The organism is Nostoc sp. PA-18-2419, assembly GCF_005869855.1.
Classification (GTDB): domain Bacteria; phylum Cyanobacteriota; class Cyanobacteriia; order Cyanobacteriales; family Nostocaceae; genus Nostoc.
Genome location: NZ_SZNH01000042.1, coordinates 1 through 25039 on the forward strand (window position 1 = coordinate 1; position 25039 = coordinate 25039).

At 41.4% G+C, this 25039-nt stretch carries 22 protein-coding genes; 17 read left to right on the forward strand and 5 right to left on the reverse strand.

Features of this window, described 5'->3' with window-relative positions; translation table 11 throughout:
- Window positions 1-3220: plasmid replication protein, CyRepA1 family (locus FCR06_RS27615; protein ID WP_223280326.1), on the reverse strand; the 3220-nt coding region annotated here is incomplete at its 3' end.
- A gap of 614 nt (window positions 3221-3834) precedes the next feature.
- On the reverse strand, window positions 3835-4029 hold the full coding sequence (locus FCR06_RS27620) for a plasmid partition protein ParG (protein ID WP_104902315.1): 195 nt from the start codon (window positions 4027-4029) through the stop codon (window positions 3835-3837).
- Between the two features lie 254 nt (window positions 4030-4283).
- On the opposite strand from FCR06_RS27620, the gene FCR06_RS27625 reads away from it, so the two are divergent.
- The 14 genes from FCR06_RS27625 (at window position 4284) to FCR06_RS27690 (ending at window position 19612) form a co-directional block, all read left to right on the forward strand.
- A complete protein-coding gene (locus FCR06_RS27625; protein ID WP_138505481.1) occupies window positions 4284-5399 on the forward strand; it encodes a ParM/StbA family protein in 1116 nt (371 codons plus the stop codon).
- Between the two features lie 3 nt (window positions 5400-5402).
- Window positions 5403-5636, forward strand: a complete 234-nt coding sequence (locus tag FCR06_RS27630; RefSeq protein ID WP_104902313.1) for a hypothetical protein — start codon at window positions 5403-5405, stop codon at window positions 5634-5636.
- Window positions 5633-5863 (forward strand): hypothetical protein, encoded by a 231-nt coding sequence (locus tag FCR06_RS27635; RefSeq protein WP_138505483.1) that lies wholly within the window; start codon window positions 5633-5635, stop codon window positions 5861-5863. Before FCR06_RS27630 ends, FCR06_RS27635 begins: the two co-directional genes overlap by 4 nt.
- Window positions 5860-6135, forward strand: a complete 276-nt coding sequence (locus FCR06_RS27640) for a hypothetical protein (protein WP_138505484.1) — start codon at window positions 5860-5862, stop codon at window positions 6133-6135. The genes FCR06_RS27635 and FCR06_RS27640 overlap by 4 nt, the downstream gene beginning before the upstream one ends.
- A 35-nt stretch (window positions 6136-6170) precedes the next feature.
- Entirely contained in the window at window positions 6171-6437 is a 267-nt protein-coding gene (locus tag FCR06_RS27645) for a hypothetical protein (protein ID WP_138505486.1), read from the forward strand.
- An 8-nt stretch (window positions 6438-6445) separates the two neighbouring features.
- Window positions 6446-6643 (forward strand): hypothetical protein, encoded by a 198-nt coding sequence (locus tag FCR06_RS27650; RefSeq protein WP_138505488.1) that lies wholly within the window; start codon window positions 6446-6448, stop codon window positions 6641-6643.
- Between the two features lie 88 nt (window positions 6644-6731).
- On the forward strand, window positions 6732-7157 hold the full coding sequence (locus FCR06_RS27655) for a hypothetical protein (protein ID WP_138505490.1): 426 nt from the start codon (window positions 6732-6734) through the stop codon (window positions 7155-7157).
- Window positions 7154-7759, forward strand: coding sequence for a hypothetical protein (locus FCR06_RS27660; protein WP_138505492.1), 606 nt, complete (start codon window positions 7154-7156; stop codon window positions 7757-7759). Before FCR06_RS27655 ends, FCR06_RS27660 begins: the two co-directional genes overlap by 4 nt.
- Window positions 7760-7810: 51 nt before the next feature.
- Window positions 7811-8377, forward strand: coding sequence for a hypothetical protein (locus FCR06_RS27665; RefSeq protein ID WP_138505494.1), 567 nt, complete (start codon window positions 7811-7813; stop codon window positions 8375-8377).
- 2 nt (window positions 8378-8379) lie between these two features.
- Window positions 8380-10200 (forward strand): hypothetical protein, encoded by a 1821-nt coding sequence (locus FCR06_RS33090; RefSeq protein WP_189523603.1) that lies wholly within the window; start codon window positions 8380-8382, stop codon window positions 10198-10200.
- 224 nt (window positions 10201-10424) lie between these two features.
- Entirely contained in the window at window positions 10425-10757 is a 333-nt protein-coding gene (locus FCR06_RS33940; protein ID WP_138505496.1) for a response regulator, read from the forward strand.
- A 117-nt stretch (window positions 10758-10874) separates the two neighbouring features.
- Window positions 10875-11096, forward strand: coding sequence for a response regulator transcription factor (locus tag FCR06_RS33945; protein ID WP_223280327.1), 222 nt, complete (start codon window positions 10875-10877; stop codon window positions 11094-11096).
- A 152-nt stretch (window positions 11097-11248) separates the two neighbouring features.
- Complete coding sequence (locus tag FCR06_RS27685) at window positions 11249-13498, forward strand: pentapeptide repeat-containing protein (RefSeq protein WP_138505501.1); 2250 nt, start codon at window positions 11249-11251, stop codon at window positions 13496-13498.
- Between the two features lie 9 nt (window positions 13499-13507).
- Entirely contained in the window at window positions 13508-19612 is a 6105-nt protein-coding gene (locus tag FCR06_RS27690; protein WP_138505503.1) for a hypothetical protein, read from the forward strand.
- An 80-nt stretch (window positions 19613-19692) separates the two neighbouring features.
- Here FCR06_RS27690 and FCR06_RS27695 read toward each other — a convergent pair whose 3' ends face one another.
- A complete protein-coding gene (locus FCR06_RS27695) occupies window positions 19693-19992 on the reverse strand; it encodes an HNH endonuclease (RefSeq protein WP_138505505.1) in 300 nt (99 codons plus the stop codon).
- A gap of 112 nt (window positions 19993-20104) precedes the next feature.
- The gene (locus FCR06_RS27700; RefSeq protein WP_138505507.1) at window positions 20105-20419 is read right to left on the reverse strand and encodes a hypothetical protein; all 315 of its coding nucleotides are present in this window, start codon (window positions 20417-20419) and stop codon (window positions 20105-20107) included.
- Window positions 20420-20613: 194 nt separating this feature from the next.
- Between FCR06_RS27700 and FCR06_RS27705 the strand changes: the two genes are divergently transcribed.
- A complete protein-coding gene (locus FCR06_RS27705; protein WP_138505509.1) occupies window positions 20614-20886 on the forward strand; it encodes a hypothetical protein in 273 nt (90 codons plus the stop codon).
- 50 nt (window positions 20887-20936) lie between these two features.
- On the opposite strand, the gene FCR06_RS27710 is transcribed toward FCR06_RS27705, so the two are convergent.
- Window positions 20937-21695, reverse strand: a complete 759-nt coding sequence (locus FCR06_RS27710) for a ribonuclease HI family protein (protein ID WP_138505511.1) — start codon at window positions 21693-21695, stop codon at window positions 20937-20939.
- 116 nt (window positions 21696-21811) lie between these two features.
- On the opposite strand from FCR06_RS27710, the gene FCR06_RS34660 reads away from it, so the two are divergent.
- A complete protein-coding gene (locus tag FCR06_RS34660) occupies window positions 21812-22018 on the forward strand; it encodes a hypothetical protein (RefSeq protein WP_189523604.1) in 207 nt (68 codons plus the stop codon).
- A gap of 246 nt (window positions 22019-22264) precedes the next feature.
- Window positions 22265-25033: a helicase-related protein gene (locus tag FCR06_RS27720; protein WP_138505513.1), complete on the forward strand. Its 2769-nt coding sequence runs from the start codon at window positions 22265-22267 to the stop codon at window positions 25031-25033.
- Window positions 25034-25039: the final 6 nt, after the last annotated feature.

A 25039-nucleotide genomic window follows, 5' to 3' on the forward strand; every position in this document is an offset into this window, starting at 1 on the left:
GACTCCACCCCATATTCAAAGACTCCACCCCATATTCAAACCGCTTAATCGCCAACTGAGCATAATATTTTACCCGTTCCCACCAAAAATCACTGGCTTCTGAATCTGTGTCCATACCCCCCCGATTATTACTTCCATCTTCATTAATGGGGGGTGTGGACGGCGGGTTAATCCCATACTGAGACTGCATTCTAGCTGCGAAAGCCGCATCTCGCTCAAGTGACTCTTGCCGCTTTCGTTCCCTCTCTTCCCGTTGCCTTTGCCGATACTCTAATACTTTCTGGGCAAACTCTACATCCTCAGTATTGAGCCGATAGTACCTAACGCGCTTACCATCTTCAAGCGGTCGTCGTGATTCGGTGGACAGTCCCAGTTGAGCGAGATACTGCCCCAAAATCCATACAGGAGATTCATCAAGGGGAATGGTCAGATTAAGAATACCTTTAACGTGAGATGTATTGCGCTTAGAAAACTCAGCCAAAGCCTGAATCATCGCTTCGTCCCCTTTAATCTCAACCCCAGCCATCATAGACATCAACACTGCCCTGAGTCCCAGCCGATGACGCATCAACCAAGCGGTAGAATGATTGCTCCAGTCTGTGCAGATAGCTAATCGCTCCCGTTCCGATTTATCACGTTCGGCAACAATAGCTGGCGGTGGAATAAACTCGCGCCCCTGATCATCAGCAACCATTTCCCCCGGTGCGGCCAATATCGCTTCAAGTGCGACAATCTTTTTAATTAAGCGTCCCCCGTCATCTTGCTCAACCAGTTCCGGGGTTACGCTCATGCCGTAAGTGTCCTGTATGCGGAACTTCTCACACTCCAAAACTTCTTCGGGCTTCAGGTAATCTTGATGTTGCCTACTGATGTAAGTCCTTCTGTCAATATCTTTGGCATTGACAACTTTACGGTAATGCTCCTCATCAATGGCAATACCAGCCGCCTTCATCCACCGCGAAGTCGCTTCATCACCACCGTTGCCCAAAGGAATAATCGTATTGCCCATTTCCTCTAAGAGCGATCGCAAATCAGCCCGTAAATGATTGATAGACCAATTGCGTTGCCCTTCAATCTGACAACTAGCATCTAATGCCCAATCCTTCTCAGCCCCACGTTTGCCCGAATCCCTGTTAATGCGAATCAGAAACGCGGTCATCTCATTTGTCTGGAGAATCTTTTCTTTAATGCGTCGGGCATTGGTTTCGGCGTAACCAAAGGGGGGACGCGGAGCCACCCAAACATACATGGGGACATTTGGACGATACCGCCATAATTGCTGGGCGCATTCTGTAGCCGACTGCGAGACAGCATGAAACACGCCAAACACGGCATCAAAATGATAGCTGGAAATGTCAACCCCTGAACTGAGACTGGGAGTAATTAAAAAAGCGTCAAGATCCTTAATGGCAATGTTAATCTCTCGGATAAAGATGACATTCTCTTCACTACCACTGTTCTCGGAGTGAATAGCCCACACCCGTAACTTGCGGTCTTCGGCTGATTCCGGTGTATCATCAGCGTCATCAATTGCTGAACCATCATTGAGCGCTCTTTCTAGCTTTTTAATAAACCGCTTACTGTCGCTGACCATCATCAACTTTTTACCCATCATCAGTTGAGCGTGAAACTCGGCAACGATTGCGCTGCTGTTTTTCCCCTCGTACCAATGAACTTGACGACCACCTGAGCGATACAGGTTTTTGATGATGTAGGGTTTTTCACCAGTCGGTCGCAAATTCATGAAAAACTCAATGGTCAGGTCATCGAGGTGAGCATCTGCCAACACTACCAATTTGGCGTTGTAAACTAGATACTCAAGCACTTCCAGAATCGCCCCCCTGTGTTCTTTGCAGGTTTTGGACTTCAGCAGATGGGCGAGGTACTGACAGGCTTCATCAATAAATAGAATATCGTAAGCCTGTAAATCATTTGCCATTTTATACAGAGAATCCACGGTAATGCTGAGAGCTTTTACCTGACCCCAGTCCCCGCAAGAAATCGCGGAGTACATTGCTGTTTGTAAGCGATCGCTGAGATTCTTGAGCAAAGTAACCCGATGCCCATTGTTCAAAAAGCTCAAGTTTGGGTTATCTCTTCTGAGAACTGCCAAAATTTCAGTCTTTCCTGTTCCCATGTCGGAAACCAAACCAACTAACCCCGATTGAGGTAGGGAGTGAATTGCAAGTGAGAGATAGCGGGTATTAACTGTCACATTGGGCTTGTACTTATGGAGTCCCCTAGCTCGGTTAATGAAAAATCTTTGCTTGTACTCGCTGATTCTCAAGGCATCAGCAATCATTGTGGTCACGGCTTTGTCTGCCTTTCTACCCAGAGCCACAACCCAATCGTCAATTCCTTTCTCTGGCCCTGGCAGCAGCGCTACTTCACATTGGCAACAAAGTTCTACAATTGCAGAAGCTGTGCGGCGAGTAGCTTGAAAAATCTGCTGTTTAGTTTTGGGTTTGCTTTCGTAGTCGAACAGAACAACGATTTTACGCCCCTTTTGAGTCATTGGGACTAAATCAGGGTGAAGTCTTTCTAAATCCTCCTTGCCCACTCGGCCATTCCAGATTCCAGGGAGTGCGATCGCTACAAAGCCCAAAGTTAGGAGACAACCAGCCTTCTTCTCGCCCTCTGTAAGGATTACAGGGATTTCAGGATGTGCCATTACCCAAGCCCAAAAACCTAACGCCTCTCCCTGGTCGGTAATGGTAATATGTTCTGGCATCGGCACGTTATAGCGAAGTGATACCAACCGCCATAAATGTAGGGGCATTCTCAAGTAGGTAACTCGGTTGGGAGTTTTGGGAGGCGACTCGTACTTGACTGGCTTTTGAGTTTGCTGCTGTGTAGTCTTGTCCCATTCGAGGCGGGGGTAATCTGGTTTCATCCGTCCCCAGTCCATCGCCAACCAATCATTAAGCGGGTCAAGTCCGCTAACCCACCATGCACCGTTTTCCGCGTGGGCATATCGTTTCAAGTAGCCATCACGCAGTCGCCCATCGTTACGTCTGGCAGTTTGAGGTAGGGCGCATAATAGATATTCATACACTGAGGGGCCACTAAGAGAACGGACATTCAAAGCTATTAACTCTGGGTCAACAGCACTGGCTAACCATTCATTCCAGTGGTTGGCTTCTATGTGAGAGGGGCGAGATATCATCTCAAACGCCCCTATAACTTCATGTGATTGAAGTGCGCGGTTGTTATTAATCACGGATTTTTCCCTCAAATACTTTGGTTTTCAGTATCTGGAGGGGGTTATCGCGCTACTTTACCTTATATCTACAGAATTCGCTGTATTGCTTGATTTTGCCCTTTATTGAGCGAAGAAAAACAATTTAATGAATTTTTCTGCCAAAATCTGCAAGCAGAAATTTATAAATTGCCACAGCAACTCATATATAATATGAGTAAGCAGCGCGGACTAGTCTCTTTTGCCAATTAGTGGTTAGATATCTCACCTTCCTTCCACTTCTTTGGTCGTCTAGAGATAAACCCCGCTTCCAAGTAATTTGAAATATTTAATTTTCTACATCKGGCAAAACGTTTACTACCTAGTAGCGCTTTGCCCTTTTAATTTTTGGTGCTGTTGTATATTTACCTCCTTTACAAGCTTGATTTAGGTAATAGCTTGATCTTACAGAACTTCTGGTCGTCTTCTATCTAACAAGACCTGACTTTTACTTGAAATTACTTAATAAAAGTTGATAGTTTTTCAAGTAATTGAAGTTCTGTACGTTGCCTTCATTCATGTCACCTCCTCTCAAACTGAAAATTGGGAGAAGTTACAGGACTCTAACTTATTATATAGCTCTAATACTCCGAAATCTAAGCTGAATTTTTCTTGCCTCTTCTTGTAAGCCAGTCTTTAATCAAATCCTTGACTACATCTTCCATAACCAAATCATCTTCTGTGCAAGCAAGCTTGAAAGATTTGTGAAGTTCTCGTGGCACTCTGGCACGGACATAAACAGGGTCATCTTTATTGGTAGATGGTCTTCCTGGTTTTTTCTTTTCCTCCATAGCTCAAATACTCATTAATTAATTTTCTTAATTATCGCCAAAGTATAAGTAAATATTACTTTCCGAGTACTTGAGTATTAGAGTTTTCGAGCTATGCTAAATATGCAAGCCAAAACCAGTCACCCAACAAAGGCAACAGAAGCCAGAAAGTGATGCTATGGCTTGCCCCTAACTGGATATCTGGATTTGTCTAGATTTAGCTATAAATCAACCCCAAGCCAGAAAAATCAAGACTTTCACCAACCATCAGAACCATGACAACCCTATATTCCAATGCCAAAAATTGGCTAGTTCAAGCAGAGTTGTTAGCCAATTCCGGGCTAACTGACCTTATCGCCGGAAAAGATTCAGGTGCAGGGTATGGCAAAGCAATCATCGGTGATTTTTCGATCATGATGCCTGCCGCATACTCACTTGTTCGCAACCGCAACATTATGCACCACGAAACCATCTCAAAAGATGGCTGCTGGGTGCGTTATTTACAAGGTTCGCGGCTTGACTTAAAAGACGTTCAATTCTTTTGGGGCAGTGCGGCTCTAGCCCAAAGTGACCACACCCTGCTACACGAAGATAAGGCGAAAAAAGCAGAACTCGCACTAGAAAGTATCCTTGCAGATTTGGCAGTTCTGAATATTCCCGATGGAGTCAAGCTTTCAATTAGTTTGAGCAATCACAACCCAGAACGCTGGGGCCAAGAGATTAAACGCCGAGTATCTGGCACTCACACCTTTGAGCATCTGCACCCTGTAACCCGTTCCATTGTCACCAAGACAGTTGAAATCGTAGTCACAGGCATTTACCCCGAAGGATTTGGCAGCATTGCCCACTGCTTATTCGGTGAAGCGTCCCTAATTCTTGACCCTTCAGAATTAGCGATCGCTCTCGATATTGGTTCATCAACTTGGCTTGTAACCGTGTTCAACGGCAGTGGCGCAGTGATTGACCGTCACTTGATTGAAGGTGGTTGCGGTGAACTGCACAGCATGATTGCAGAATCTCTCGACAAGCGAAACGACAGAGTGAGTCTGCTGTCCAAGGACGTGAAGCACTCGCCCAGCTTGGTGAACCAGGGGATTATCGAAGGCACTTTTACTTATGGCGGCAACCACCTGACTGGTAAAAAGTTTGAGGCAGAGTACAGCCAATGTCTAGATGAATGGTGGTCAAACAGGATTGAGAAATTCGCCAACTTTGTGACTGCTGGTAATTATCTAGACCGAGCGAAATACCTTGTCGCCTGGGGTGGGGGTGTTTCCTTGCCAGTGGTGGATCAGAACCTAGCCGGTTTAGGCTTTGTGGTCTTGAACAATCCCCAATTCATCAATGCTTTGGGATTGAAACTATTAACTCAAATATCTTTGGGAGCCTAATCAATGAATTACGAATCTCGGCGTATAACCATCTCCTACCTAGCAGTAATTGAATTGTGCAAGATTTTTGATTTACCCCAAGATGCACCGACACAAGCACTTTCAGCAGGTGTTGAGAAGCTGATTTTTCAACACGGTAATGTCCAATCATCACCCAAACCCGAAACAGTGCAATCTACACAACCAAATAAATCGGCACTTAGCGCAATGGTCACTAATTTCAAAGGGGCAGCATGAGCAAATCTACAAACACGCTTTTTGGTATTGGTGCAACAGCAGCAGCGTTAGCCTTTGGCTACTTCGGAGTGCAGTACATCGGTAAAAACAATATGTTCACCATCGCCGCAGCTATGGGTGGTGCAGGTGCAATCAGTTATGTATTTCAAAAGCCAAAAGAACAGCCAGCCTCGACACAATTGGAGCCAGAATTATCCAAAACAAAAAAGAGGTCTAAGAAGGTATGAGCAACCAAGAAACCATGCAGACACAACCATCGCTAACAACAACCGAAATCATGACCATTCTCTTGGGTTGCGAACAGACTCTTAGGTTTGTCCAAGCATCGCCAAATTACAAACAAATTGAAGCGTCATCGCGTTTCAGTACATCGAATGATTTGCGTTTGGGTGATGCGATTCAAGCACTTTTAGAGATTCACGAAGCAATCTTAGATATCGAGTTTTACTCCCAAATTGAGGGAGAAACTTATCCAATAAACAACAGCAAGAGTGCGTAATCATTTGTACTCTTTTGGAGTCAATAGAGGCAGCAATGAATAATTTAAGCAGAGTCTATGACTCAACCCTATTAACCAATTCCAAAGTCTATCAAATAGACCGAACCCTCTATCAATATCTGTTCAAAACAGGCACAATCCAGCATCCAAAGTATCACTTTCGCCCTCTGGCTGGACAACGAAAAAAGGCTGATTTATTGCTCAATCACAAGGCTTTGACTACTCGTTGTTACGAAGTCACAGGCATGAGTACCAATGCGAGAGTTATTAGCCAGGAATCACTGCAATTATCAATTTTCTGAGGTGAATTATGAACACTCAACCACTGCCAGAATTGATTGCACAAGCCCAGCAATTAGTAACTCAAATTCGGCAGCATCCACAATATCAACGCTTACATTTTGACTGTGACGTAACGCTTGGAGATGTCAGGCAATTTTTCAACACTCTGCAATGGGAGGCTACAGCTTCTACTGTGGATGTTTCAAGAGAAGGCTTTTTTCAGTAATGGGAGAGCGATCGCACGAGCCGGCAAGCACAGCGATCGCCCACTGAGTAATGCATCAAGTACATCACACAATTAGGATTTTACCAGCATGACACTTGACTATAGAAACCCTAACGACTGGGGACGTTCACCCCTAACTGACTCCGCCTTGAGATTGCAGCAACTTTTAGCAGAAGCTTCAGGTGATATTGAGCCAGTTGACCCAGACGTAGAAGAGACTTTTGATTACCCAACATTCACCGGAACTGAATTTTTAGCAACTCACTCCACCATTGACGATCATCCTTATGCTGCTGCATTTGGTCAGTTCCTTGGTAATGGCATTGACCCAGACGCAGCCAATCTCTTGGCACACGGACAAAACCGCTTTGACCTCATCAGTGATGACCTTGATTCTCCACTAAGGCAACGGGCAACCCGAATCTATGACCGTTTTGTAGAGATGAACTACTGGCCAGATGATGACGAGTCGGGGCATGAACCGGACAACTTTACTTGGGGTGAGCAGCCATGAACCGGACAGTCAAACTCAAACTAGATGCACCCATCACCTACGCTGCCTTGCATTCCCTTTCGGGAATTAGCCAAGAAACAGTATTTCAAGCCCTCGACGGCAATCCAACAGCAGCAGCAACTGTAGCAGATTTCCGAATCAAGCAAACCCAACGCGCTCAGAATGCAAAGGCTGTATTCGGCAACTTAAACCAAGGGCTACAGGCAACTGAAGCAGTGATGACAGAAGAAACCAAGTTTCTGACTGAGGCTGGTGCAAGCATTAACAAAATGGCTGATGGATGGTCAAAGGTTCGGGTCAGTGATGCGCGATTGGGCTACGGCTTAGAACAGAAGGTTATCGCCTCCGACAACCAATTAAGCCAAGAACAATTTCGGCACGGACGTACACTAAACCTACTTGGTGAATCGCACCGCGTCGCACTGAGGACGATTGAAATTGATTCCAACAAAGCGAAGACGCAGTTGTGGCAGCAGGTAAGGGACAAGCAGCAGGGACTATCACCAGCAGACAGAGCCAAAGAAACACTAAAAGACATCCACAGACACGGTTCAGCAGCAATGCGAGGAGTCAAAGGTTTCTTTAGACGGTTAATTGACTAACTCTTAAATCCCCCAGACTCACTGGGGGATAACCATTTGAAAGGTGTTCCTATGCTCATCAAAAATCAAAACCAATCACCCATCTATTTTGATGCAGAGATTGTAGACGAGCGTACACAGCATATTCAGGGCGAACAATACGACAGCGAACAGGTACAGTCAGAGATCGCCCAAACCGATGGCGGTGTGGCTGTACTTCGTGGCATTGCTCAGGGTTCGTTCCTGGCAGGCTTTCAAGTTGCGTCAACCCAATCGCTGTACCTAGCAGGCAGTGTTGGGCTGTTTCCCGCAGTAGTGGCAGGTTTACCTGTTGGGCTTTCTGTTGCTGCTACACTCTGCTATTTACGTTTTGAGAATAGTGTGATTCCCCAGATTGCCGACCGTCAAAAGTTTGGGCTTGGGGTAACTCGCACCCTCATGCTGGCTGCTAGTTCGTGGAAACTAACCACAGATGCCCAACAGATGGACTTCGTAGCCCGTAGCAGTTTTTCGGGTGTTACCCAACAGGTAAAGCAGTATGAGGGCATCCAAAAACCGCAGCAAGACCATTTCCCCTTGATTCTGAGCTTTACCGCAGTAATAGCCGTGATTTTCGCTTTATATTGCCGTAAGAGATGACTATGGACACCAAACCATCTGACCTAAATCAACGCTCATACAACATTCCAGCGCGTCTAAATCTCCTCATGATGGTATCGGTATTAGGTGCGGTGACTTGTGCCATTGCTGCCCACGTTGGCGACGGCATTGCAAAGAAAGAACTGTGCTTTTACCCTGAGTCGGCAAGGGTGTATGACGCGCCAATCCAGGCCGAAGGTGAGACAGAGCGTTTACTGTTGGGTAACAAGTATTGCCGATACGACCAGCGATCGCAAATCCCTGAACCCTACTTGAAAGCTAACCAGTACCGCACAAGCAACCCGAACTATAACCCTTGGGCATTTCTCCAGCACGAGAGCTTGTACGTCTATCGAGAATTGCCTGCTGACAACCCCTTTAAGATTCACCTTGGATTAGGGGCGATGGTGTTAGGGGGGATTGGGTTGTGGGCCACCTCTAAGGCGAGGGATTATCTAAGCGATATCAGACCCCACTACCGAGCTACTAAACAGTTTGAGGGCGTGAAAGCTAACTACTCTGTGAAACTGGGTGAGCAGCTGCTTGAACTGTCTGGGAACGAATTACTTAAATACCTGCGTGGTATCAAAATCGCTGAGGCTAGACAGCAGTTTATCGCCAGCATCACCCCGCAGCAAGTAACAGCTCTACTCATGGCGATGTCGGCAGAGGACTATCAAGAGTTTGGGTATTTACTAGATGGGGGTGCAAGCTTCGATAAGTTTGAGCAACCCCAGGCACAGCTACCACACGGCACACCGGGAACAGTAACCGAACAAGTGCAGCAGCCAGTTATCGCCAACGGTGACAAATACCAATGGATGAAAAACGCTATTGGCTACCCTGCTTTACTGTTTGGGGGGATGGGTTCGGGTAAGTCGTGGACGACCAGAGAGATTGTCTGGCAGAAGGTAAACGCTGGTTGGGATGTTGTAGCTTTAGACCCTCACGGAACTGAGGTTGAATGGCGAGGGGTGAGGCTGATTACTGGCTATAGGGAAATCGCTGATTTCATGCAATGGTACATGGATGAGATGCGATTGCGCTATGCTGCTTACCGTAATTCGGGCATGACCGAGGAGCAATGGACGCAGCATTTAAGGGCATCTGGTAAACAGTTGTCGGTGATTTGCGAGGAGTTCACCACATGGACGGATCACATCATTGAGCCGATGCCGTTGGATGCCCCCGACAACTGGAAACCTGACCCAGATTTCATTGGTAAATGGTTTCGCTGTGCCATGACCGAAAGCCGCAAACAGTTGATGATTCCCCTATTTGTGGCACATGACCGCACGATGGAAATTTTAGCCAAAGCTAAAGGGTTATCAAAACTTAGGGATGCGGCTTTATTAGAGATTGAGTTAATCGCACAAGTTGACCCGGTGACGACTGAGGCCAAGGCATCGGGCATGGGGAAAATTAAACTACCGGGGCATGGTCAATGGTTGCCAATTGAACTGCCTAAACTTGACCATAAACGGATTGATTTTAGGCTTGATAAATCCGTGAAAACTGATGAAGCGCCACCCATAGATAAAGCCACATTAGAACGCATTTATGAACTGGAATTTAATATCGGTGGCAAGGCTGGTGATACCCCAGATGAAAAAACTAAACTCTCACCGATGGCGCAAAAATTGTATGAATATCTCACCAGAACTGAGCGAATAGAAGCTGATGTAAGAGAGTTCAAGGGCAATTTTAAAGTGAACGGTGAGAGATTTACTGTTGAGCAAATCAAGGGCTGGATGTACGAAATTGTTGGGGCATCTTTAGCAGACTGGATAGGCGAGGGTGTTATCAAGCTCAATCAAATTTGACTGCGATTGGTGTCTGGTGTCTAGCCCCAAAAACACCCTTTCTTAGCGGACACCGGACACCAGATACCACAGACACTAAACCCCAAAACCCTTATCTAGCCTAGACACCAGCAGACACCAGCCCAGACACGAGCCAGACACCAAGTGTCTATTACGTGTCCGCTAGACACCAATAATAAATACCCGAATAAAAAGCAATTTATTATTAGAAGATTATCTATATCATGCTGAAAATAGTAATTTTTGAACCAGAAATATTCACGCTCTTAGGCATCAAAGTAACTATTGAACAATCTCCTGATATAGAATTTACAGTGTCAGCTAATTGTGGGAAGATAGGTTTTCAGTTAATTGAACAGATGAACCCTGATGTTGTATTAGTTGATTTACTCTTGCCGGACATGATTGGTTTAGAACTGACTCGCTCAATTAAAGGAAAGACTAATAGTAAAATAGTGATATTTACTAATCAGACTCATTCAGACTTTATTAACTCGGCTTTCCGTCATGATGCTGATTATTATATGCTCAAGATTGCTGATATAGAATTGATTTAACTAGCCATCAAGAGAGCTTACTTTGATGAATGCCTGCTTGACCCTTAGCTGGCTAAAAAACTGTTAAAAAGCCTTTATAAAAATAGATATATTGACCCTAGTTTTGCTGACAAAAACTTGCTTGACTCTCCCACCGAACGACAAATACAAGTCCTGCGTTTACTGGCTCAGGGTTTGGTTTTTGAACAGATTGCCAAAGAAATGTTTCTCTCTGTTAGTACAGTCAAACGTTATGCCAGTGATTTGTATAGCAAGTGGCAAGTAAAAAATAGTTATAAGGCTATAAAAAGAGGGGCGATGCTTGGTTATATTGACTATAACTTGATTGTGAATGAATGATGTATTGGTGAGGAGAGCGAAAGGATTAATTCGGGGATTGAAGCATAAAAAACTGGCTGTAACAAAAGATAATCGCTTTAAAGCTTTGTAATTACGCAATTCTTCGTGGTATATCTGTATCCAAAAAACAAAATTGGATGTTGCACCCAACCATGCCCMAGGACTTCTCCGATCAAAATCTTCGTGGGCGCTCCTTCAAAGGTCAAAACCTTGAGGGGGCTAATTTTAGGGGTGCAGATATTTGCAGTGTAGATTTTACAGGGGCGAATCTGAGGGGGGCAAATTTCAGTCATGCTACTGCTGGACTGCAAAAGCGTTGGGCTATTTTTTTAGTCTGTATTTCGTGGTTGCTGTCTGGAGTTTCAGGGTTTTTCTCAGTTTTCACTGGAACGTTAATAGCTAGTATATTTGATAGTTCAATTCCCGAAAATCAAGTTGCAGGCTGCACCGCCTTAATAGTAGTAATTGTTGTTTTTATAGTTATCCTTCGCCAAGGATTCAACTCAGCCATCGCCATCACTGGAGCCATCGCCGGAGTCATCGCTGGAGCCATCACCATCGCCACCGCCATTGCCGGAGTTATCGTCGTCACCATTGCCATCACCGGAGCCAGAACCACCGCCATCGCCATCGCTGGAGCCATCATCATTGCCATTGCTGGTATCATTGTCATCGCCATTGCCATTGCTGGTATCATTGCCATCACTATCGCCGAAGCCATCACCATCGCCATCATCATTGCCATTGCTGGTATTATTGCCATCGCCATCGCTATCGCCATTGCCATTGCTATCGCCATTGCCGGAGGCATCACCATCGCTGGAGCTATCACTAGAGCCGGAGCCATTGTCGAAGCGGGAGGCATCGCCATTGTCGGAGCCAGAGCCGGAGCCATCGTCATCGCCATCGCCATCGCCGGAGCTACCGCCTTATTTAGTGCTTACATTGCTTGGAGAGCAATGAAGGGAGATGAAAAATACTCTTTGATTCAGAACATCGCTGTTGCTTTTGCAGCCTTTGGCGGTACTAGCTTTCGCAACGCCAACTTAACTGATGCTAACTTCACGGCTGCCACACTTAAAAGTACAGACTTTAGAAAAGCTAATTTGACTCGCACCTGTTTCCATAAAACTAAAAAACTCGACCATGTTCGTCCTGGAACAACTTACCTTCAAAAAGCACAACTGCGTCAAGTTCTGGTAACAAGCCAGGGACTAGACTTGAATTTTGACCGCGAAGACTTGCGAGGAGTAAATTTTCAAGGAGCCAATTTAATAGATACCAGTTTTATTGGCACAGATTTAAGTAAAGCGAATTTAAAAGATGCAGATTTATCCAGAGCGAAGTTAGTACAGGCACAACTTAATGGAACTGATTTAACAGGCTCTAATCTTACGGGAGCATACATCCAAGATTGGGGTATTAGCACTGACACCAAATTTTATGGGGTGAGATGTCAGTACGTTTATATGCGACTCCCTACAAAAGAAAACCCTGACCCCCTCCGCAAACCAGATAACAATCAAGAAGTGTTTGCTCCGGGGGAGTTCGGTGATTTCATTAAACCAATTTTCGATACCCTTGACCTCTACCACAACCAAGGTGTTGACCCCAGAGCGATCGCTATTTCCTTTAAGCAATTAGCAGAGAATCACCCAGAAGCTGACCTGCGAATTGTCGGCATGGAAGTACGAGGTGAAGATAAGTTTTTACTTCGTGCTAAAACCGCAGCGACGGCTGACAAGTCCCAACTGAGTGCAGAATATTTTGATAGTTATAATCAGTTTAAAGGCTTACCAAAGAGAGAAATTAAATTACTTTTAGCAGAAAAAGATAATCAGATTCGCAGATTAGAGAATATGGTGATGACGGCGTTAGAGCGCCCTAGTTTTTATTCAAACACCCAAGTAGGACAGGTAGGTACTATGACAAACAACCCCGGTGGATTTTCAGTTGGTGGTTCAGTAGGTGGTAACGTTAACAACGTTCAAGGGGATAACAACCGCGCAGTGCAAGGGGATAATAATCAGGCTGTCCTTGGTGATGGTAATCAGGTGACGCAACAAAATCAAGTGGGGGCAGATACCGGAGAATCACTAACTAAAGAGGATGTTGTCAAGTTACTGGCACAATTAGAAACTTTAATTCAAGGCGCAGAACTCCCAGCCGACACTAAAGAAGAAGTAATTGAAGATTTGAGTGCTGCTAAGAAAGCAACGGATAAAGAAGAACCAAATAAGCAACGAGCATTAGAGCGTTTGGGAACTGTGGCAGAAACACTTGAAAAAACGACTAAGGGCGTGGAAGCTGGTCAGAAAATCTGGACAACAGCCAAGCCGATTATTGTGAAAGTTGCAACCTGGTTAGGTGCGGCGGCTGGTTCTCACCTGTTGGGATTGTAGAACTGATTTATGAGCCAGTTGCCACCAGAAAACTCTGATTCACAACAGCCTGATGCAGATCCAAAGCAGCAGGCTGATAGTTCCATACCTCAAAATGTAGTTCAGGGGAATCAAAACCGCGTAGTTCAAGGTAATAATAACCAAGCTGTTATCGGGGATGGCAATACTATATTTAACAATGAGATTGCTATCAATACAATTAATAACAATGTTTATCAGGCAGTAATTTATAATCAACCTGCACAACAAAACCAAAGATTTTTAGAGTTGCAATTGTCAGCAGTTACTTCTGAACTAGATCGGACTTTATTAGAGTTTTCAGAAGCTAAAAATGCAGAACTACAGGAAATTATAGAACTGGGTCATCGAGGGCAAAGAAAAAGTGCCTATGCTCGTGTAGTAGAATTAAGAAAAGGAGATAATTGGAATAGATTCACAAAATCGCTTCAAGCTAAAATTTTCAGAATGTTAGCAGGGTATGCAATTTTAATTGATAAAAATGGAGATCAAGCTAAGGCTCTAGCAAACGAAGCACATAACATAGATCCAGAGACAGATGATACTTATATTCGTACCCTTATTTCATACCAGACTGAAGGCGCTAAAACTACTTTAACCAAGATTTCCACTACAAATAATATCTATATTTTTAATCTCAGATTAGGGTTGTTGTTAGAGGAAGGCCGTTTTGATGATGTAATTAACGAAATCCAAACTATTCCTGAAAGTATCCAACCAAATGCTGAAACTTATCGACTGCACGCATTAACTCTTCTGTGTCAAGGTAATATCCACAGTGCCACACATAAAATCCAAGAAGCTATTGCTATTAGTCCTGATTGGGAGAGTGTGCGTGAATATGAAGCAATAATTAACTACTTTAGTGCAATATCGCCTGTTATCTTGCAGCCATCAACCTTTCCTCATCCAGAACCTGTAGATAGTTCGTTTCTAAAACGTGATGCTGAAAGTTTACAACGTTTACGTAAAGCGGAAGCTGAATTTGCAAAGCTGATATTAGAAACTGAAAGAGAAGATGAGTTATACCAATATAGACAAGAATGGCGTTTAGCTTGTTTGGCAAATGATCCAGAACGACAACCCGAAGCTGAAGCTTTCTGTCAAACTCTTCTACAACACAACCCTATTCAAACAAGAGTAATTATTTGGGCTATTGCTCGAAATTACCAAATTAATCTATTATCTTGTAAAAATGCCTTAGAAAAATCTATTGAAGAATCAGAAAATAATTTTGAACAAATTACAGTTTTGATTTGGTTATATTTGAATGAAGACAAAAATCAACAAGCATTAGCACTTTTGGAGCAAAAAAAGAGTTTCTTTGAACAACAAGGCTTAACAAATTACTGGATTCTTTGGCACGCTCAAATACTGGTTGCTAATGGAAATTATTTAGAAGCTTTACAAGAAGCAAATACTTTAAATAATACTCCTGCTAGTCGTCAAGTACATACCCTCATATTACGACAAATTGCCAAGCAGTCTAACGACTGGCAATCAGTAGTTGAGTATTTAGAAACTTGCTTTCAGGAAAGTCAAAATGCTTGGTTTTTATATGAATGCTGCCGATTAAAAGCCGACCTAAAAGACTGGACTTATATTGCTGACCGTGCAGATATGCTAGTAGAAAGTGTTGGCACATTGGCGGCTTTAGACCTTGCTGTTAATTGCCTCTGGAATGCAGAACGACCAAGAAAGTGCCTTCAGTTGTTAAATGATAATCAACAACTATTTCCAGAGGGGGTTTTGCCAGGGTACTTACGCCATTTAAAAATTCTGTGTTTAGCAAACACTCCCTTAATAATCCAAGCACTTACTGAAGCCGAAGCTTTGTTTAAAGAACAGAGACAGATTGAATATCTGCTGACTTGGATAGATTTACAGTTACGCTTAGGAGATATGAAAGGACTGGTAATATCAGCACGGGAGTTAGCTGCTCATAAAGATGTCCAACCAATCAATCTTCTAAAGGCAGCCAATTGGGTTTATCTGGAAAACAAAAAATTGGCACAGAAGTTATGGAAGCAAGCTACAGAAAAACCTATTGATGAAAATCTGCTGGATTTGGTAATTGATTTAAGCTTCAAGTTAAATCTTGAAAAAGAAGCACGCTCATATATACAACAAGCACAACTTCTAGCATTAGAAGGAAAAGGGCCATTTAAGGCTGTTGATATTAGAGAGTTACTGAAATTATCCCAAAATAGGTACAACCAAGTAACTGATATTAGTAAAAAGTATGATAATGGAGAACTCCCAACACACGCAGTGGCAGAAGCAGGAAAAATTCCTTTACTAAAACTGCTTCATGAACAATTACAAAAAAATGCTTTTGCATCTAACCCACATTTTCAAGCACCTGTCTTTATTCGTCATGGCGGTCGTTTTATACAATTACTACCTTTTTCAGAAGAATTTATAGGTTTATCCTCTCAATGGCGCTTACACATAGATATATCTGCTTTTTTATTAGCCGCACACTTGGATATTCTAGATGCAGTAGAACAGTATTTCCAACCTTTAAAAATTTCGGCTGCTCTTCAAATGTCTTTAGTGCATCAGCGCCGAATGCTTTTCTCTTACCAAGCTTCTCATTTTGAGACTAATAGTCAGATTTTAGAACACATCAAAAGCCGCAAGTTAAGAGAAATACAACCTGATAATAATATCACTGAGTTGGGAGAACTTGCAGAAATTAAAGGTAAAGAATGGGCCTCTTTATTAGAAAAAGTAAAAGCTGAAGGTGGGTATTTAGTTGAGTTTTTACCTCTTTCTAAAATAAATAACGAAGGAGAGTCATACCCGATTGCATTATCAGATTCAGCAAAAACACACTTAATAAACTGTCGCTCTTTGGTAGAAGCATTGAAATGCAATAATCTCTTGGGAGAAGAACAATATCAAGAAGTTTTACGAGATTTAGGAAACCAAGCTTATCTAGATCCTTTAGCTCCTATTCCTCAACTTAATACTCCGGTTATTTTCATAAATAGTACCATCGAGCCATTAATAAAAAATAAAGTTTTTAGTAAAATATGTCAACATTTCAAAATATTTATTGAGCATAATTACCTTAAACAAATCCAATTAGAATTGGAAACTCATGAGAAGCAGTGTTTAAAATTAGACCAATGGTTATCAGAGCAAATTGAGCGAGTACGTGATGGATTGGAACAGGGTATTTATGAAATAGTTACACTACCAGACAATGAAAATGAGGAAGGATTTAAACAAGAAGATAATTTAGACTTACTGACTGTTGTTGACTTGTTAACATTTACAGCTAACCCAAATGATGTTCTTTGGATAGATGACCGTTGCATTAATAAATTTCCACATCGTGAAGGTGCTTTCATTATTACTATCCTTGACGTACTTGATGCCCTCCTTGCTGGTAAACAACTAAATCTAGATGATTACTATGAGAAAATTTTAATATTGCGTAAAGCTAATGTTCGTTATATTCCTGTCACTGGACAAGAAATTATCCACTTTCTTAAACAAGCACAGGTAATTGACGGTGAAGTAAAAGAAACCGAGGAACTATCAGTTATTAGGCGTTATCTTGCTTCCTGCCTTCTAGATAATCATAGATTACAAATTCTACCAGCAACACCTGAAAACTTTTACAATTCTCAAAATGAGTTTAATTTTATACTAATTTGCTTCCGTGCTACTGAAGATGCCATTGTTGCTGGATGGCAAGATAAAGATTTAAGCGAGGATCATGCAGTAGCTTATGCTAATTGGATAGTAACTAATTTATATACTGGTACTTTTGGTACTCTCCACTTCTCATCTCTATCTAATCCTGAAAACAATAGATATAATTTTATAGCTTTAGATATTAGCGGTTTATATATACGTGGTATTGAACTGTTAGAAGCAACAGACATTCAGGAGCAAGAAAAGTTTACACGTCGTCAAAAATATTTCAACTGGATTGACCAGCGAATTGCAAAAACACGCTTTAGAGTCAATCCAGAAGTTGCAAAAATTACTGGTCACGTACTTCATACTGCAATCATCGAAAATAGTATGAAACCGCAAGAGGATGAAATACAAAATATAGTTAATAAACTCATTATTAATGAATTTTATAAAGACCTACCTAAGATAGTTAGTAGTGATATAGAATCTGATGTCAGTTTAATTAAATGGCTGGGTTACACATTTGTTGAATCTATTAATATTAATTCTTTTGTCTTTACAGAATCAGAATTTTGGTTAACTGTTGAGAAAGCTCTGAACGAAGGAGAAGCATTTATAGAAGCAAAAAAACCACTGATTAAATGTAAGATACAGAAAATTTTATTAAATGAATCTTCCCAAATAATTTTAGAGATAACGAGTGAAGATAATTCACTTAAACAAGCAATTGATGATCCTCTGTTTTTATTACTATCTAATAATAAAAATCTCTCCAAACAGATTCTGCAACAGCATCGTGTATGGTTTGATTGTGGTAATGAGACATTTGAGCAGTTTACCAATGAAATAATATCATTGGAAAATGCGAGAGAGCGATTTAGAATAGCAGAAGCTTTCCGAGATGATTCAGTTGCTAGATTCTATGCAATTCTAGAAAATAAACTCGAAAATAATAACTCGTTCAGTGCAGATGATTTAATTCCTCCATCAACTGATGGACTTCTACGGTACTTTCGATTAGATAATTTAATCACAGATAACAGGAACTTTTTAATTCAACTAAGTAGTGCAACTGAGTCTCTCTTAAATTCTAATGGTTTAAAGGAAACATTAAATCGATTATGCTGCTTACCAGTTAAACTACCACATATTTTGATAGATTCATTGGGTAATATTTCCGCAGAACAAAGGCAAAGTCTGCTTGAAAATTTAACAGAACACTGGACATCTCCTATATCAAAACTTCATTTAATTGACTTAGCTCTTCATTTTAGTGATGACGGTTCGAGAATTACTGATTTAGCTAAAAGAATATTAGATGAGTTATGTAGTGAGGAAGGTGAGGTTCACTTCTATATATTTCAGACCATACTTCATCTAGTCAACAATGAATTTAGTCATTGGAATGAAACAAAAAAATGGACTGTGCCTACTAGACTGGCTATGCTATGGGCGCATACTAGCAAATTATACAATATACTTGTTCTCAACAAAGAGGTGGAATCTTTAAAGACTTTTGCCCAGAAACTAGAAAAATATTGTTGGTCTAGACAACTTAACGCTGACACACTCAACCATGACCTAGAGTTTTGGAATGATATATTGCATCCAAATCGACTAACAAGGGAGGAGTTTGTTGTTAATGGTCTTGCAGCAATTACAGTAGACAAGCCAGTTGAATTACTTGAATGTCTCGGTATGCTTGACAAAGCAGTTACTTTTGCTGTGCGTGTTAAGGAAGAACAGCTTGTGCCAGATTTGAGGCTACTTCGAGATCCAATGCTGGCGAACGACTGTTTAGGCTCTTTACTCCGAAGTGACCGTCAACAAAGTCGATTACTGGGAACAGAACTCAGGCAGTATTTGGCATCTAGTCACCTAAAAACAATTACAGAAAATGCAATTGCAACTCTAGAAGAAAATCAGCTTTCTAAAGAATCCTGGTTATGGTTAATTATAGTAGTGGATACTTTACCAATTTATGATGATCTCAGAGAAAAAATAAAACATATTATAGAAACTTTGGATGTTTCTTCATTGTTGGCAACAGATATAGATTTAGTATTTTTAGCTTTTAAAGTTGCTTCATCCCAGATAATTTATATGGGAGATGAGCAATTAGAATCCTGTTTAGAAGACAAAGTGATCTATCTTGCTAATTTACTTGCTCTTCAAAACAAGGAAACAAATTTAGATAAACAACATATCCATAAATTTTTAGAGATTGTTTTCCGGCTTGCTAATATACCAGGAAATCCCAATAAAACTAGCCTGACTATAGGTAAACTTTTGAAAAAAACTTTAGGTGTATGCCCACGCCTTGCTAACACTGATTTATATCTCATAATGTCCAGGTTTGTTAACGAATTGCCAATACAACAACTAACCGGGTTATGGGAAGTAGTTTTGTATCTTCGGGCAATACGGGAGCAGGAACAGTAATAAAAGTTGCTACTCGTCGCAGCTTCGTAACACTACCTGTCATAGGGGTTTTCATGTCTCCAAATTTTTGCAACATAACCTCAAAACAAAGACAGTTGACCTGGCGATACATTTCCCCTGCGGCGCGTATGAAAACTGAGGTGGCAAGCTGTGCATAAGGCACATAAATTTTCTCGACAATTATCTTCTGGCGCAAAATTTCTATGATGAACTGTTAATGTTAATGCCATTCTTTGAGAACGGGTAAGCCTTGATGTATCATCGCCTGGGCGAATGCACTGCAACTGACATTTAGAACATCGCCAGTCCACTCCTTGTTTGACTTCAAGGGCGATATCTGACCAATTTTGGGGATAACGTTGCTGCGATTTTCTTGGCATTCCCTGATTCTAAAAATACGTAGTAACATTTGATTTGGTTGTGCCTTGTCTGTTGAGGGAGGAATAGGGTTCGTAGCGGGGTAAACTGTCTGTAATAAGAATGAATTACTGACTACCAGCCCTCACGCAAAGCTCTAACAAAGGTATTTGTGGCGTGTTCTGGTGAATTAAAAGGAATCCGGGAATTAAGGTCGAGTACGTACAAAATAGCGGCTTCTAAATTCTGGGAATAGACATTGATGGTCACTTGCACCCGGTCAGCTTGAAAAGCAATACCCAAAGCGCAAAGTGCCTCCCAATGAACAGCTAAGGGTTCAACTTCATATTCATCCAGGTCGAGCAAGTACAAATTAGCCAAAAGCCGTTGCTCTGGACTGCGATTCAAGTCACGGATATCATAAGCAATTTGTTCAGCGTTGATTCTCATAGCGAATCACCTGTCTGTTGCATTAATAGAAATTGCAATTATGGTAGCACTAAAAGCTTGATTCTTTCTTGTGAAATGAGTAGGTTGTTTGACGCTAGACTTTTAGTAAAAATTGTATAACTATGACTCTAATTCATACTTCATTGAAGCAATAATGTATGCTATTTGATTAGTGAGGTAATGGCTATTTCACAATGAAAAAGAAACTATCACCTAAAAAATTAGACCAATTGATTTTAATGATTGAAGAGCATGGTCTAGATTGGAATATAAGCAGGTACACTAAAGAGGGTCTTAGTACGTATCGAGCTTCAGTTTCACCCCCAATAGCGTCTAAGGTAACAGAACCGAAACCTACGTTTAGTAGAGGCGAGTGGAAAACTCCAGTAGAGGCTTTGGCTGATGCCTATGCGAGGTACAAGGCAAGTAGATTTATGCCAATAGTCGAGCAAATGGGATTACCCTAAAGATTTAGCGGATAAACCCTAAACCCTTGCGGTATTTGAACTAAAATTTTTTATGTAGAAACCTTAGACGATATTTCTAAATCAACTTTTGTTTTGTAAATCGCCATATCAATGGGCAATCCACGAAGATACCAGCGCAAAGTTCTGGCAACCCATTCTTCTCCTTCTGTTACCGATTGAGTCACTAGCTCTAGAACCTCATTAGTAACCGCTTCCCTAAGTGCTGCTAGTTTAATTCGAGAGAATTTATCTTGTCCTGATTTGAGACTCCTAAAATGAGCAAACCTAGCTCTATCGCCCAGATAGATAATTTCTTGAATTTCTTTAGCCAAGCTAGGTATGGGTTCGCAGACCGGAAGTTCTAGTGCAACTTCCCTAACGAATGTAATGCCAGTGTTATCGTCAAGGCACTGGTTAACAAGATAGTCAGCTTCCTGGTTCTGCTCCCGTGGTATCCATTCCAAATGGCACTTTTTAAACTGGCGCTTTAGTAATATAACTTGCTCATACAGGGGTATCAAATGCGGAGTTTTTACCGACCAAAACCCTGTTACTTGTTCAACTACTAACTTACTATCACCATAAACTCTGACATATTCACAGCCTAGTTCTAATGCTTTCTCCAGTCCCACGATGCAGCCAGCGTACTCTGCCTCATTAACTGTGGCATGGGGTAGGAATTTCTCAGCAATGTAAGTTTCTTCTTGATAGTTTATAACTGCTGCTCCCGCTGCCACGCCGGGATTGCCCCTACTTCCCCCGTCAAAGTATACTTTTGAGTCCCAAGGTGTTTTGTATTTTTTAGACATTTTGCAACTTGAGTCTTCACTAATTTCAAGTAGATTCTGAAAATAACAGTACCACCTCGGAGGTTTTTTGACTTGATTACCCGTATTTTCTTAATAACGACGGACAATTTAAACGGATGATATTCCAATTTTTATTCGTCCGCATTCTTCAACATAAGAGTCAACAACTCCGACATCTCCCACAGGTCTTTATTGCGATTATCGTCATAAATCATCAGCGTTCGCAGGTCAGCATTCAGGCTCAACTTCTGCACCTTTCTGATATTCCCATCAGTTGCATCAAGCGCCACCGTAATCGCCAAATGCCTGACCCTGTGCGGTGACATCGGTTTCTTCACCCCCGCCTTTTTAAAAGCCGTGGCACACTTGACCGCATAATCGCTTCACAGTACTATTGTACTACTGAGATATACCTCCTTAGCTGACCATTATCCCCACCAGTTCTGTGGGGTTATTTTTGATTTTAAATTCCATGTTTTCTAGTAATAGTACGGGAATTATTAAAGTTGAAAATTTATAAAATGGTACATTGACCTCGAAACTGAATCTACCACAAGCAATCCCAACTCATGAATGAAGAAATAGAAAATGACGAAAATGGTGAAATAAATACTTCACGAGAAAGCTGGTTTGAGAGAAGAAAGGCTTTGGAGTATATAAGCCATTACTTCCAGACAGCTAAAAAAGAGATTAGGATTGCTTCTGGATTTTTCACAATTAGAGGTTGGGGGCTAGTTCGACGATACACAAAAGGCAAGCGCGTTTATATATTAGTCGGTCTTGATGACCCTGGAGAGGAACGAGCGCGGCAAGCATTAATTGATGATATCCTACGTGACCTACGAACAGGTTTAGATAAGGATCGGCGACAGACGGTACTAGATTTAATAGAAAAAATGCAACAAGGCAGATTACACCTTGTTGATGCTAGAGCTACAGAACATCATGCCAAGCTATATATTGTTGACCACAAAGTAGTAATTATGGCTTCATCAAATCTTACCCAACGTGGTTTGATGGAGCAAGTCGAGGCAGGCAATATAATCACTAAACGCCGCGAAGTTGTAGCATTAGCAAACGAGTTTGATGCATATTTTGCTGAAGCGAAAGACATTACCCAAGAACTATTAGAAGTCTTGCAGCGATGGCTGAACTTTGTGCGACCGTGGGATGTGTACTTAAAAACTATGTTAGCCCTGGAAGACATACAACCAATCAAAAGTAATTATAAGAAACAACCTGTCTCATATCAGGTGGACATGATTGCCCAAACACTGCGGCAGATAAAAGAATCAGGCGGGTCAATGCTGGTAGCTTCCACCGGACTAGGCAAAACCGTCGTAGCAGTTCACGTAGCCTTACACCTCCGCAACGATGACCTAATTGATAATGTCATGGTTATTGGCCCAAAGGCAGTCCGCAGTAATTGGACACGCGAAATGCGTGATGCTGGTTTACCTTGCGAGTATTTTGTTTGTCAGGCTTTAGATAAAAGTAATTCAGATCAAGATGGTAGTTTGGAATTGTTTGAAGAAATTCAAAAAAATCTTCATGAGCAACGATGGTTAATTATTTTTGATGAAAGTCATTACTTTAGGAACCGTTTTAAACAAGATTTATTTAATATGAAGAAAAACCCAGCAGAGCGTCGAGCTTTTCTGCGGTTAAAAAAATTTTTGAAAAAGAGCAGCAATACTAAGGTTTTATTATTGACTGGTTCACCTTATGCTAGAGATGAAAGCAATTTAAATAATCAGTTATATTTATTACCACATACTGCCGAACTTCATACTTTGCTGGATGAAGATTACGACGATAACGCCCGTGCATGGCATATTGATCAAACCGAAGATTTTATTCATCTACCCGTAGCTTCTCAACTAACTACACCTCACGTAGCTAAATATTACAGTCAATTAGAGAATCAAGATAATTATATTATTTTTGGTACAGAGAAGAGATATATTCCCAAAATTGTCCTATACAGTGTCAATTTTCCGCTATTACTAGACAAGGAACTGGTAGAAGCAATTAAAAAAGGATATTTTGATTTAGATTCACGTAATCCAATGTTTAGAGAATGTATCAGGAGATTGGTGAAAATAGCCTGGGCAAGTTCGCCATTGGCTCTTCGTGGAGTTCTTGAAAGGGTTGTTGATACTCCTGGAGGAAAGAACGAGTACAAACTCGGTAAATCACAGTTTGTGTCGGCTCAACAGGAAAGACAATCTTTTTTGAATCCTTTAATCGAAACATTGACTAATTTGGATTTTAAAAGAGACTTGAAACTTGAAGCACTTTACATAATTATTCAAGAACTTAGGCAGAATTCAGAAAAAGCAATTATATTTTGTGAACGCCGTGCCACTGTTGTTTACTTAGCACAGGCATTAGAACAAATGTTCCCCGCATTAAAAGTAGTTGCAACTATCGAGCAGAGTGAGAATGAAGATAAATATCAGATGAAAGAAACCAATGAAATTGAAAAACTTATCAAAAAGTTTGCACCTATTTCTAATAATGCTGAAATTCTTTCTGAAGATAGCTATGATGTATTTATTTCAACAGATGCTCATGGAGTTGGGGTTAATATGCAAGATGCATCTGCTGTTATCAATTATGATATTGATTGGACTCCTATTGGCCCTGTTCAACGAGCTGGACGTATATTGCGTTTTTGGCATTCTCCACGAACAGTTAAAGTATATACCTTTGTTCCTAACCTGACACAAGAGACAGACCTGAAGTATGATTTAATCAGGATTAGACAACGTTGGGAAAATCTCATGTTGCGTCATGGAGAGTCTAGAAAGCTGACGGACTTGCCCGTTTTAACAATTGCCAATTCCCAAGAAATTAATATGCCTGAGCTTGCGTCTCAGGTAACAATAAAATCAGGTCAATTAGACTTAGATATTTTAGCAGATTTGGATATTTCTCCCTTCTATCAACATACAGCAAAACTACAAATGCATCGTGATTATGCTAAGACTATTCTTAATGATATTGTCAGTGCAAAACTAACTCATGATTCTGAACCATCAATTTACGTTTTACTTAATCACAATCAAAAATATCATACCCTTGTATACACACCTAAAAATAAACAAGTACGCGAACCGGATATTATCAAACTTCTCAATTTGATTGCGTGTAATGAAGATACTGAAATCCCTGTAGTTGATTATGGTTTGGTAGAAGAATTGAGCGATGCTTGCATCAGAGCTTGGTGCAACAAGCAGGGTATATCACCTGAAGAAATAGAAAGAATTTGTACTTTGTATCTCAAGCCAGAAAGTGAAGCTGATGAACTTGAAAGTTTGTTGAATGCACAATAAATAAAA